The following is a 12,452-nucleotide window of genomic DNA, read 5'->3' as shown; positions in this document are numbered from 1 at the left end:
CCTGCCAATCGGTTTGGCTGCCGCCTAGGGCTTTGAAGCTGCCGGCGAAGGTTTGCTCGGCGTTGACGATGAATTGTTCCACGCCGAAAGGGTTGGCGACGGTTTGGGTGGCAATGTAGGAGCGGTCGTCTGAAACGCCTTTGTCCAATACCTGCCAGAATTTTTCTTCGTAGTTGGAGTCTTCGTTTTTCACGTCGGCATCAATGATGGAATCGATGCGGACTTGGTGGGTTTTGCCGTCAACGGATACGGCTTCCCAGCGGATGAGAGCCAGCTCTTTTTGCGCGACGGACAGGAATTTGCACACATCGAAACGCACGCCGAATACGGTGAACGAGCGGCGCAACACGCCGTGCTGCATATCGAGTTCGACGGAGAAGTCGGCAACGTCGTTTTTCGCCAAGTCCACCTCTTGTCCATCGACAAAGATTTTGACTTTGCTGAAATTAAGCGCGTTGATGGCTTTGCCGAAATATTTTGGATAGCCGTTTTTCCACCAGCCGACGCGGGTTTTGTCGGGGAACCACACGCCGGCGATGTAGGTGCCTAAGTGGCTGTCGGCGGAGTAGGTTTCTTCAAAGTTGCCGCGCATGCCCATATAGCCGTTGCCCAAGCTGGTCAGGCTCTCTTGCAGCCGTTTGTGCTCTTTTTCCAGTTTTGTCGAACGCAGTGTCCAAGGGCTGACTTCCATGATTCTCGTGTACATTTATGAAGCTCCTGTTATTAAAATTGTCAGATCGGCAAAGGTTTCAGACGGCCTTTGCCGATGGTGTTGAAACGGATTATTCGCCGTGGGTTTCTTTAATCAGGCATACTGAGAAAGCCCCCATCAGCAAGACTGCGCCGGCAACCAAGAACATAGTTGCCTGATGGCTGCCCAGCATAGGGAAGAGGACGAAACTCAGCAGCGAAGCGACGATTTGAGGCATACAGATAGAACCGTTGAACAGGCCCAAATAAGTACCCATGTGTTTGCCTGAGAGGGCATTGGTCACAATCGTCAAAGGATAGGTAATGATACCGGCCCACGCAATACCGATTAAGGTATAAGACAACACCAGCGCGTATTGGTTGCTGATGAAGAAAACGGAGAAGAAACCGAGTGCACCCAAAGCCAAGCAACCGAAATAACCGGCTTTATGGTATTTGTTCGGTACTTTTGCCAGAATAAACGAGCAGATAACGGCAGCAATGGATTGTACCGCCGCCAAAACGCCGTACCAGTTGCCTGCTTCTTGGTAGCCTACGGAAGAAGCATCAGTTGTCTGCCAAACGTTTTCCGCAATCGCGCCTGCCGAGTAAGTCCACATATATTGGAAGGCAAACCAGCAGAAGAATTGTACCAAAGTCACCGTCCAAAACGCTTTAGGCGCGGTTTTCAAGAGTTCGAACCAGTTGGCTTTTTCCTGATTCGCAGCGACGTCGATGCCGTGATAGCGGGCGTAGGTTTCCGGATCGTATTCTTTGACTTTGAAAATCGTGAACGCACTGGTAATAATCAGTAACGCCGCGCCCACATAGAATGCTACGACCACGGTCTGCGGCACAACGCCTTTTTCGGCTGTGTTCGCCAAACCGATATACGCAAACACAAACGGCAGAATCGCCGCCACAACCGCGCCCGTATTCGCTAAGAAACTTTGAATCCCGTAGGCGTAGCTTTTTTGCTCCTCGTTGACCATGTCGCCGACCATCATCTTAAACGGCTGCATCGCCATATTGGAGGATACGTCCAACAGCGCAATCATCAGCGCGCCGAACGACAAAGCCGCCAAAGAAGCGTAGCCGAAACCGAAGCTGCCCGAGTTGGGCATCAGAATCATCACGATAACCGCAATCAGCGTGCCGTAAAGCAGATAGGGCAGGCGGCGGCCGCCCAGGCGCGGCATCCAAGTGCGGTCTGAGTAGTAGCCCACAATCGGCTGAACCAACATACCGGCCAGCGGCGGCAGGATAAAAAACCAGCCCAAATTGTGCGGGTCAGCGCCTAGCGTTTGAAAAATTCGGCTCATTTGCGAGCTTTGAAGGGTAAAGGCCGTCTGAACGCCGAGATAGCCGAAGCTCAGCATCCAAATCGTACTTTTTGCCAGTGAGGGCAAACCTTGTTTTGTTGTTTTTTGCGTATGTTCAGACATGAGGCAAATCCTTATTTTAAAAGTATTTGTATTGGGAAATCTGAAATTGTTTTTAGCGCGGTGTTTCTTTGTCGTTATTATTTGTTTATGTACTTTCAAGGATATAGGCGCATTTTATGGAGCGTATCGAATATTGGCAATGTTTGTTCAAAGATAAACTGGCTTAAATCAAATTTTTTACGGTTTCGTGTTGAAAATTTTGGAGAATGAAAGCATTGGTTCGGCTTTGCTGCATCTTGTGATGCCGATTTCTATTTTCAGACGGCATTTGAACAAGCAAGTATTTGAGCAATCGGTTAAAATGGGCCGTCTGAAATTTGTTTGACCGAATCGAGAAAAACCATGTCCCAACAATACGTCTATTCTATGCTGCGAGTGAGCAAGGTTGTGCCGCCGCAGAAAACCATCATTAAAGATATTTCCCTTTCCTTCTTCCCCGGCGCGAAAATCGGCCTGCTCGGTTTGAACGGCGCGGGCAAGTCCACCGTGCTGCGGATTATGGCGGGTGTGGATAAGGAATTCGAGGGTGAAGCCGTGCCGATGGGCGGCATCAAAATCGGCTATCTGCCGCAAGAGCCGGAGCTTGATCCTGAGAAAACCGTACGCGAGGAAGTGGAAAGCGGTTTGGGCGAAGTGGCCGCCGCGCAGAAACGTTTGGAAGAAGTGTATGCCGAGTACGCCAATCCCGATGCGGATTTTGACGCGCTGGCGGAAGAGCAGGGCCGCTTGGAAGCGATTATTGCGGCGGGTTCGTCCACGGGCGGCGGTGCGGAACACGAATTGGAAATCGCCGCCGATGCGCTGCGCCTGCCGGAATGGGATGCAAAAATCGGCAATCTGTCCGGCGGTGAAAAACGCCGCGTCGCTTTGTGCAAACTCTTGTTGAGCAAGCCCGATATGCTGCTGCTGGACGAGCCGACCAACCACTTGGATGCGGAATCGGTGGAATGGCTGGAGCAATTCTTGGTGCGTTTCCCCGGCACAGTCGTTGCGGTAACGCATGACCGCTACTTCCTCGACAACGCCGCCGAATGGATTTTGGAACTCGACCGCGGCCACGGTATTCCGTGGAAAGGCAATTACTCGTCTTGGCTGGAGCAGAAAGAAAAACGCTTGGAAAACGAGGCGAAATCCGAAGCCGCGCGCGTGAAGGCGATGAAGCAGGAATTGGAATGGGTGCGCCAGAATGCCAAAGGCCGCCAAGCCAAGTCCAAGGCGCGTTTGGCGCGTTTCGAGGAAATGAGCAACTACGAATACCAAAAACGCAATGAAACGCAGGAAATCTTCATTCCCGTTGCCGAGCGTTTGGGTAACGAAGTGATTGAATTTGTGAATGTTTCCAAATCGTTTGGCGACAAAGTGCTGATTGACGATTTGAGCTTCAAAGTGCCTGCGGGCGCGATTGTCGGCATCATCGGCCCGAACGGCGCGGGTAAATCGACGCTGTTCAAAATGATTGCGGGCAAAGAGCAGCCCGATTCCGGCGAAGTGAAAATCGGCCAAACCGTGAAAATGAGCCTGATTGACCAAAGCCGCGAAGGTTTGCAAAACGACAAAACCGTGTTCGACAACATCGCCGAAGGCCGCGATATTTTGCAGGTCGGACAGTTCGAAATTCCCGCCCGCCAATATTTGGGACGCTTCAACTTCAAAGGCAGCGACCAAAGCAAAATCGCAGGTCAATTGTCAGGCGGCGAACGCGGACGTTTGCACTTGGCAAAAACTTTGTTGAGCGGCGGCAATGTGTTGCTGCTGGACGAACCGTCCAATGACCTTGACGTGGAGACCCTGCGCGCGCTGGAAGACGCATTGCTGGAATTTGCCGGCAGCGTGATGGTGATTTCGCACGACCGCTGGTTCCTCGACCGCATCGCCACGCATATCTTGGCTTGTGAAGGCGACTCTAAGTGGGTGTTCTTCGACGGTAACTATCAGGAATACGAAGCCGATAAGAAACGCCGACTCGGTGAAGAGGGCGCGAAACCGAAACGTATCCGCTACAAACCGGTAACACGTTAATTAGGTTTAAACCAAAAGGCCGTCTGAAACTTCAAAGTTTCAGACGGCCTTAAGTTTTAATGTTTAGGATTGTTTTCTTAATTGCGGATGGTTTTCCAATGTATCAATGATGATTTCAATCATACGGGGGGCGGTTTGGGCCAAATCGAAGCCTTGACCTGAAGAAAGCCAGCGCCAAATCAAGCCGTCTAATGAAGACTTGATGAAGATGACCGCCATGTCGATGTCTAAGTTATCCGCCAGGGCTTTTTGTTGTACCGCATCGGTCAGGACGGCAACGATTTTTTCACGCCATAGTGATTGGTGTTTTTTAGCGATGGCAATGACCGCCTCATTTTGCTCGGTGTGTTTGCATTTTAGAAATAAAATGCTGTGGAATTTGTAGTGAAGATCGTTGTGTTGCAGGCGCTCGAAAAAACGGGTCAGGGTTAGTCGGAAGCTTGACCAAGCCTGTTCGTTATTGTTGTTCGAGTCTTCTTTTATGCAGCTTTCGATGTCGTCGCAAATCCGTTGGAACAAGGCGACAAACAAATCTTCTTTGTTTTTGAAATGCCAATACAGCGCGCCGCGCGTTACGCCTGCGGCTTGGGCGATTTCGTTGAGCGAGGTGCGGGCAATGCCTTTCTGATAAAACGTATCCAATGCGGCAAGCATGAGATATTCTTTGGTTTTTAAGGCTTCGGTTTTGGTTCTTCTCATAGTTGTTTTGTGGGGAATGTAAATTTATGGTCCGGATTATAAAAAATTACTTCTGAACATGCAAAAATGTATGTATAATTTAATTCAATACTTGATAGTGTTTCTCAACACTATATAATCAGCCTGTTTTTCATAAAAGCAGGCAATTTCTGTTTGCGAAATATGAGATTAAAGTAATCAATTTTTAATTAGTCAAACCTTTATTTATCATAGAGATAGGAAAATTATGGCTCTTTATGCTTCTAAAATGATGCGTGTCGCGGCAATTGCAGCAGCTACTGCGTTGGCGCTTTCCGCTTGCGGCAAAGGCGATGAAAAAGCAGCCGGCCAACAGGCGCAAGGCAGTCAGCAACAGCAAAAACAACCTGCGCCTGAAGTCCGCGTGGTCACTGTGCATCCGGAAACCGTTGCATTGACAACCGAGTTGCCGGGCCGTCTGGAATCATTGCGTACTGCCGAAGTTCGCGCCCAAGTCGGCGGTATTCTGCAAAAACGCCTGTTCCAAGAGGGCAGCTATGTGCAAGCCGGTCAGCCTTTATATCAAATCGACAGCTCATCTTATGAAGCAAACTTAGAAAGCGCACACGCCCAGTTGGCGAGTGCGCAAGCTACTTTGGCCAAAGCGAACGCCGACCTGGCCCGCTACAAACCGCTGGTTGCCGCCGATGCCATCAGCCAACAAGAATATGATGCGGCCGTAACGGCCAAGCGTTCGGCAGAGGCAGGCGTCAAATCCGCTCAAGCAGCCATCAAATCTGCCGGTATCAGCCTGAACCGCTCCCGCATTACTGCGCCGATTTCCGGCTTTATCGGTCAATCTAAAGTTTCTGAAGGTACGCTGCTGAATTCCGGCGATACCACTGTTTTAGCCACCATCCAACAAACTAATCCGATGTATGTCAATGTTACCCAGTCTGCGAGTGAGGTCATGAAACTGCGTCAACAGGTTGCCGAAGGCAAATTGTTGGCGGCAAACGGCGCGATTGCAGTGGATATCAAATTTGACGACGGTACGGTTTACCCTGAAAAAGGCCGTCTGCTGTTTGCAGATCCGACTGTCAACGAAACAACCGGTCAAATTACCTTGCGCGCCGCCATTCCTAACGACAGAAATATCTTGATGCCGGGCTTGTATGTACGCGTGTTGATGGAGCAAGTGGCAGTAGATAATGCATTTGTAGTGCCGCAACAAGCAGTTACCCGCGGTTCGCAAGATACTGTGATGGTAGTGAATGACAAGAGCGAAATGGAAGCGCGTGTCGTGACCATTGCCCAACAGCAAGGTAGCAATTGGGTTATTACAGACGGCCTTAAAGACGGCGACAAAGTGATTGTTGAAGGCATCAGCATTGCCGCTATGTCGGGTGCTAAACAGGTAACGCCGAAAGAATGGACGCCGCCTGCAAGCGCTGCGGCAGCAACACCGGCAGTTTCAGACGGCCAAGCTGCATCCGAGGCCAAGCCTGAAGCTAAAGCTGCATCTGAAGCCAAATAAGGAACGCGTGAATGTCTAAGTTTTTTATTGACCGCCCCATCTTTGCATGGGTTATTGCGATTTTTATCATCGCAGCGGGTATTTTCGGCATTCAAAAACTGCCGATTTCCCAATATCCGTCCGTTGCTGCACCGACCATTACTTTGCGCGCTACTTATCCGGGCGCTTCTGCTCAGGTAATGGAAGACAGCGTACTGGCCGTTATCGAACGTAATATGTACGGTGTGGAAGGTTTGGACTATATGACGACTTCTGCCAATTCCAGCGGCAGCGGCAGCGTCAGTCTGACGTTTACACCGGAAACCAATGAAGATTTGGCGCAGGTAGACGTGCAGAACAAATTGTCGGAAGTGTTGTCCACATTGCCCTCTACCGTACAACAATATGGTGTAACCGTATCTAAGGCGCGTTCCAACTTCTTGCAAGTGGTCATGCTTTCTTCTGAAAAGCAATCCATTGAGGAAATGAACGATTACGCCCAGCGCAATATCATTCCTGAACTGCAGCGTATCGACGGGGTAGGGCAGGTACAATTGTTTGGTGCGCAACGCGCCATGCGTATTTGGGTTGACCCGAAAAAACTGCAAAACTACAACCTGTCTTTTGCAACGGTAACCAACGCACTGGCTACTCAAAATATCCAAATTTCTGCAGGCTCTATCGGTTCTTTGCCGGCGGCTGCAGGTCAGACCATTTCGGCGACCGTTACTGCGGAAGGGCAATTAAGAACGGCTGAAGAGTTCGGCAACATCATTTTGGTATCAAATACCGACGGCTCTAATGTCTATCTGAAAGACGTTGCCAAAGTCAGCTTGGGTATGGAAGACTATTCTTCTTCCACCCGCTTGAACGGTGTGAACACCACCGGTATGGCAGTGATGCTGTCTAACAGCGGTAACGCTTTGGCAACGGCGACTGCAGTAAAAGAAAAAATGGCGGTTTTGCAGAAGTATTTTCCAGACGGCATGAGCTGGAAAGTTCCTTACGATACTTCCAAATTTGTGGAAATTTCGATTGAGAAAGTGATCCATACGCTTTTGGAAGCCATCGTATTGGTATTCTTAGTAATGTTTCTCTTCCTGCAAAACATCCGCTATACGTTGATTCCGACTATTGTCGTGCCGATTTCGCTGTTGGGCGGCTTTGCCTTTATTTCTTATATGGGCATGTCGATTAACGTATTGACCATGTTTGCGATGGTATTGGTGATCGGTATCGTGGTTGACGATGCGATTGTGGTCGTTGAGAACGTAGAGCGTATTATGGCGACGGAAGGTTTGCCGCCTAAAGCAGCAACCAAAAAAGCAATGGGTCAGATTTCCGGCGCGGTGATTGGTATTACTGCCGTGTTGATGTCCGTATTTGTTCCGCTGGCAATGTTTAGCGGTGCAACAGGTAACATTTACAAACAGTTTGCCTTGACCATGGCGGCATCGATTGCATTCTCCGCATTCCTTGCCTTGACGCTGACGCCGGCATTATGTGCCACCATGCTCAAACCGATTCAGAAGGGTCATCACGAAGAGAAAAAAGGTTTCTTCGGTTGGTTTAACAAAAAATTCGACAGCTGGACACACGGCTACGAAGGCTGGGTTGCCAAAGTCTTGCGCAAGACTTTGCGCATGATGGTTGTCTATATTGGTTTGACTGTTGTGGGCGTATTCCTGTTTATGCGTCTGCCGACTTCCTTCTTGCCGACTGAAGACCAAGGTAACTTGATGTTGAGCGTACAGCTGCCTGCCGGCGCGACCAAAGAGCGTACCGATGCAACTTTGGCTCAAATCACTCAGCTGGCAAAATCTATACCTGAGATTGAGAACATCATTACCGTTTCCGGCTTCAGTTTTTCAGGTTCCGGTCAAAACATGGCTTTGGGCTTTGTCATTCTGAAAGACTGGAGCGAACGTACTGCCCCGGGCAGCGATGCGACTTCTATTTCCGGTAAGTTGACCGGCATGATGATGGCTACGCTGAAAGACGGTTTCGGTTTGGCGATTGTGCCTCCAGCCATTATGGAATTGGGTACAGGCTCCGGCTTGACGATTTACCTGCAAGACCGTAACAACAGCGGCCATGCTGCATTGTTGGCCAAGCGCAATGAGTTGATTGACAAAATGCGCAAAAGCGGTTTGTTTAACCCAAGTACCGTTCGTGCGAGCGGTTTGGAAGATGCGCCTCAGTTGAAAATCGACATCAACCGCTCTGCAGCAGCCGCACAAGGTATTTCGTTCTCTGATATCCGTACTGCTTTGGCTTCTTCTTTGGGTTCGTCTTATGTCAACGACTTCCCAAATCAAGGACGTCTGCAACGCGTGATGGTACAAGCTGATGCGAGTGCCCGTATGCAGCCTGCCGATATTCTGAACCTGACCGTGCCGAACAAATCCGGCGTTGCTGTACCGCTTTCTACCATTGCTACTGTTTCTTGGGAAAACGGTATGGAACAAAGCGTCCGCTTCAATGGTTATCCGGCAATGGAGCTTTCCGGCTCGCCTGTTAATGGCGTATCTTCCGGTCAGGCCATGACTGCGGTACAGCAAATGGTTGATGACATGGGCGGCGGTTACAGTCTGGAATGGGGAGGCCAGTCTCGTGAAGAGGCTAAAGGCGGCTCGCAAACTGTCGTATTGTACGCATTGGCCGCTGCCGCTGTATTCTTGGTATCGGCTGCTTTGTACGAAAGCTGGTCTATCCCGTTGGCGGTTATCCTTGTGATTCCGTTGGGCTTGATTGGCGCGGCATTGGGTGTGACTGGCCGTAACATGTTTGAAGCATTACTGGGCAGTATTCCGGCATACGCCAACGATATCTACTTCCAAGTCGGTTTCGTTACGGTGATGGGTTTGAGTGCGAAAAACGCGATTTTGATTATCGAGTTTGCCAAAGACCTGCAAGCGCAAGGCAAGAGCGCGCTTGAAGCTGCGCTTGCCGCCGCACACTTGCGTTTCCGTCCGATTATCATGACTTCGTTCGCCTTCATCTTGGGCGTGGTGCCGCTCTATGTTGCCAGCGGTGCCAGCTCCGCCAGCCAACGTGCGATTGGTACGACCGTGTTCTGGGGTATGTTGATCGGTACGATTCTGTCTGTGTTCCTTGTGCCTTTGTTCTATGTGGTTGTGCGCAAATTCTTTAAAGAAACTGCACACGAGCATGAGATGGCCGCCAAACACGCCGCTGAAGCCGGCATGATTGAAGACGGTAAACACGATTCAGACAAGCACTAAAGCAAAGGCCGTCTGAAAAATTTTCAGACGGCCTCAAAATGCTAAAGGATTCTAAAATGAAGAAGATTACATTCAAACCTGTACTGACCGCTGTTGCCGCTGCCGTGGCTTTGTCGGCCTGTACCATGATGCCGAAATATGAGCAGCCTCAAGTTGCCGTTGCCGATACGTTTAAATACGACACTGTTGACGACGGTATCCGTGCTGCCGAATTGGGTTGGCAAGACTATTTTGCCGATCCGCGCCTTCACCGCCTGATCGACATCGCATTGGAACGCAATACCGATTTGCGTACAGCCGCACTGAATGCGGAAATCTACCGCAAGCAATATATGATTGCGCGTAATAACTTGTTGCCAACCGTCAATGCCAGCGGTACAGGTTCGCGTCAAGGCAGCTTGAGCGGCGGCAGCGTCAGCAGCCAATACAGCGTTGGTTTGGGCGCGGCTTCTTATGAGCTTGACCTTTTCGGCCGTGTCCGCAGCACCAGTGAAGCCGCGTTGCAAGGTTATTTCAATGTGGCCGCCAACCGCGATGCTGCGCATCTGACCTTGATTTCTACCGTTGCCAAAGCCTACTTTAACGAACGCTACGCTGAAGAAACCATGGCATTGGCACAACGCGTATTGCAAACCCGTGAAGCGACTTACAAGCTCTCGCAATTGCGTCATAAGGCCGGTGTGATTTCCGCCGTTGATTTGCGCCAACAGGAAGCCCTGATTGAATCGGCCAAAGCGGATTACGCATCTGCGGTGAAAAACCGCGAGCAAGCGCGCAATTCCTTGGCTATGTTGATTAATCAGCCTTTGCCCGAAGACCTGCCTGCCGGTTTGCCTTTGAGCAAACAGTTCAAAATGACCAAACTGCCTGCCGGTTTGAGTTCGGACGTGTTGCTCAATCGTCCGGATATCCGTGCGGCCGAACACGCGCTCAAACAAGCCAATGCCAATATCGGCGCGGCTCGTGCGGCGTTTTTCCCACGCATCAGCCTGACCGGTTCGGTTGGTACGGCTTCCGGCGAGTTGAGCGGCCTGTTTAAGAGCGGTACAGGTATTTGGGCTTTTGCACCGTCAATCACTCTGCCTATCTTTGACTGGGGCACAAACAAAGCCAATCTTGACGTAGCCAAACTGCGCCAACAGGCACAAATCGTTGCTTATGAAGCTGCCGTTCAATCCGCATTCAAGGATGTTTCCAATGCTTTGGTTGCACGCGAACAGCTGGATAAAAGCTATGAAGCGTTGAGCAAACAAAGCCGTGCTTACAACGACAGCCTGCGCCTCATCAGCCTGCGTTACAAACATGGTGTATCCAGCGCATTGGATTTATTGGATGCCGAACGCAGCAGTTACGGAGCGGATACTGCTCTTTTGGCCAATCAGTTGATCCGTTTGGAAAACCTTGCCGACTTGTATAAAGCACTTGGCGGTGGTTTGAAACGAGAGACCAAAGCTGCTGAATAAGTATTTGCTAAGATTAAAAGGCCGTCTGAAACATTTAGGTTTCAGACGGCCTTTTTGTTATGCGGCAATTCTAAGCTTTTAATTTCTCGCTTAAAGTGGCGACATAGGCTGCGCGTTCGTTACGGCTGAGTTCGGGCTGGTGTGTGTTAAGCGAAGACCATTTGCGGTTGCTGCGCGCTTTGTTGAGTTCGCTTGGCAATTTGGCAGCATTCCATGGCACTTTGCGTTCTTTTAGCTCGATGTGTGATTGAGCCGCATGGCCACGCGTTTGCAAGACGTGCAACAAATCCAGTGCGCGTGCGGCGAGCAGGGTAAGGGTTTCCGGATCGGTATGCAGGGTTTGTCGGCCGTTGATTTTGTCGGTGATGTCTTGTGCATTGGGCAAAATACCGCCCAATAGTCCGCCGATGGCTGTACCTAAACCAAGCGAGCCGCCAAGCGTGGCAATATCCAAGCCTAAGCCGATGAGCGCGCCTGCGGTTGCGCCGGTACCAGTACGGATGCCGTAATGTTTGAGCAACTCGCTGTCAAACGGATCTTGTTTGAAGGCTTTGGGCATCCATGTGCTGTCGCTGCCGACTTCGTCGTGATAGAAGCGGTAAAGTGTGAACAGGCGTTGTTGCATTTGCCGTTCGAGTTGGCGGATTTCCGATTGCATGACCTCCAAAGTCGGGGCAGGGTCGTCGTTTTCGGCAATTTCTTGGGTGAATGCGGCGGCATCCAGCAGAAAATCGGCAATTTCACGGCGCGCTTCCGTATCCAGCCGTTGCCATTCGCGACGGCGCATATTGATGAGGCGGTCGAGGATGTCGCGCTTGGGTAACATGGTGGCAAGGTTGTCCCACAATCGGATTTCGCCTTCAAAGTCGAAGGCAACGGTATCGAAACCGGCGTAAACATGCAGGTTTCTGCGGGCGAGCATATTGGTCCAAGCGGTCAGGTCTTGATTTTGGGTGAAGTTGAACACGGGCATGATGGGCTTGGCGCACCAAGACAAAATAGTCAGCTCATCTTTGTATTTGTCGAGGACGGGTTCCCGCGCATCGATGACATACATGGCCATATCGCTTTGCATGACTTGGCGCAGTACTTTGGCCTCTTGGTTAAACTCGTGATGCGCTTCATGGCTGTTGAGGAATTGCTGGATGCGCTCAATGCCGTCATCGCGTGCGGATGTATGGGTTTCCAGCCAGTCCAACACGCCGCCGGCATCTTCAAGGCCGGGTGTGTCGTAGAGGTAAACCAAGCTGTCGTCGCCGTCGTTGATAAGGGCTTCTTCGACATGGCGCGTGGTAGAGGGCGCGTTTTTCACTTCGCCGAAGGTACTGTCGCGCAAAAGCGTACGTAAGAGCGAGGTTTTGCCTGTGTTGGTATGGCCGACGACGGCAAGGGAAAGTGGGGTGGTCATGGTCTTTGG

7 protein-coding genes and 1 pseudogene are annotated in these 12,452 nt (G+C 50.7%); 4 read left to right on the top strand and 4 right to left on the bottom strand.

Annotation, left to right across the window (positions count from 1 at the left end):
- Nucleotides 1–706, bottom strand: a pseudogene (locus tag HMPREF2608_RS03820) (glycoside hydrolase family 65 protein); the annotation flags it as partial.
- Between the two features lie 76 nt (nucleotides 707–782).
- Nucleotides 783–2,135: an SLC45 family MFS transporter gene (locus tag HMPREF2608_RS03815; RefSeq protein WP_036493892.1), complete on the bottom strand. Its 1,353-nt coding sequence runs from the start codon at nucleotides 2,133–2,135 to the stop codon at nucleotides 783–785.
- Between the two features lie 342 nt (nucleotides 2,136–2,477).
- Here HMPREF2608_RS03815 and ettA point away from each other — a divergent pair, with 342 nt between their 5' ends.
- Nucleotides 2,478–4,154: an energy-dependent translational throttle protein EttA gene (ettA, locus tag HMPREF2608_RS03810; protein ID WP_036493894.1), complete on the top strand. Its 1,677-nt coding sequence runs from the start codon at nucleotides 2,478–2,480 to the stop codon at nucleotides 4,152–4,154.
- A gap of 63 nt (nucleotides 4,155–4,217) precedes the next feature.
- On the opposite strand, the gene HMPREF2608_RS03805 is transcribed toward ettA, so the two are convergent.
- Nucleotides 4,218–4,853: a multidrug efflux system transcriptional repressor MtrR gene (locus tag HMPREF2608_RS03805; RefSeq protein ID WP_070826028.1), complete on the bottom strand. Its 636-nt coding sequence runs from the start codon at nucleotides 4,851–4,853 to the stop codon at nucleotides 4,218–4,220.
- 226 nt (nucleotides 4,854–5,079) lie between these two features.
- On the opposite strand from HMPREF2608_RS03805, the gene HMPREF2608_RS03800 reads away from it, so the two are divergent.
- The 3 genes from HMPREF2608_RS03800 to HMPREF2608_RS03790 are packed head-to-tail and all read left to right on the top strand — an operon-like array spanning nucleotide 5,080 to nucleotide 11,035.
- Nucleotides 5,080–6,348 carry an efflux RND transporter periplasmic adaptor subunit gene (locus HMPREF2608_RS03800; protein WP_070826027.1) on the top strand — a complete coding sequence of 423 codons (1,269 nt, stop codon included), beginning with the start codon at nucleotides 5,080–5,082 and terminating at the stop codon, nucleotides 6,346–6,348.
- Nucleotides 6,349–6,359: 11 nt separating this feature from the next.
- Nucleotides 6,360–9,572, top strand: a complete 3,213-nt coding sequence (locus tag HMPREF2608_RS03795; RefSeq protein ID WP_070826026.1) for an efflux RND transporter permease subunit — start codon at nucleotides 6,360–6,362, stop codon at nucleotides 9,570–9,572.
- 56 nt (nucleotides 9,573–9,628) lie between these two features.
- A complete protein-coding gene (locus HMPREF2608_RS03790) occupies nucleotides 9,629–11,035 on the top strand; it encodes an efflux transporter outer membrane subunit (RefSeq protein WP_141761457.1) in 1,407 nt (468 codons plus the stop codon).
- Between the two features lie 70 nt (nucleotides 11,036–11,105).
- On the opposite strand, the gene HMPREF2608_RS03785 is transcribed toward HMPREF2608_RS03790, so the two are convergent.
- Complete coding sequence (locus tag HMPREF2608_RS03785) at nucleotides 11,106–12,443, bottom strand: GTPase/DUF3482 domain-containing protein (protein ID WP_070826024.1); 1,338 nt, start codon at nucleotides 12,441–12,443, stop codon at nucleotides 11,106–11,108.
- Between the last annotated feature and the right edge of the window lie 9 nt (nucleotides 12,444–12,452).

It is taken from the genome of Neisseria sp. HMSC064D07 (genome assembly GCF_001837185.1).
Lineage (GTDB): Bacteria > Pseudomonadota > Gammaproteobacteria > Burkholderiales > Neisseriaceae > Neisseria > Neisseria flavescens_C.
Note: the sequence above shows the minus strand (reverse complement) of the source record. Positions and strands in the feature narration are given on the sequence as shown.

Coding starts and splice junctions, on each gene's coding strand:
- HMPREF2608_RS03815 (WP_036493892.1), bottom strand. CDS start 2,135: ATGTCTGAACATACGCAAAAAACAACAAAACAAGGTTTGCCCTCACTG.
- HMPREF2608_RS03785 (WP_070826024.1), bottom strand. CDS start 12,443: ATGACCACCCCACTTTCCCTTGCCGTCGTCGGCCATACCAACACAGGC.
- HMPREF2608_RS03805 (WP_070826028.1), bottom strand. CDS start 4,853: ATGAGAAGAACCAAAACCGAAGCCTTAAAAACCAAAGAATATCTCATG.
- HMPREF2608_RS03795 (WP_070826026.1), top strand. CDS start 6,360: ATGTCTAAGTTTTTTATTGACCGCCCCATCTTTGCATGGGTTATTGCG.
- HMPREF2608_RS03800 (WP_070826027.1), top strand. CDS start 5,080: ATGGCTCTTTATGCTTCTAAAATGATGCGTGTCGCGGCAATTGCAGCA.
- ettA (WP_036493894.1), top strand. CDS start 2,478: ATGTCCCAACAATACGTCTATTCTATGCTGCGAGTGAGCAAGGTTGTG.
- HMPREF2608_RS03790 (WP_141761457.1), top strand. CDS start 9,629: ATGAAGAAGATTACATTCAAACCTGTACTGACCGCTGTTGCCGCTGCC.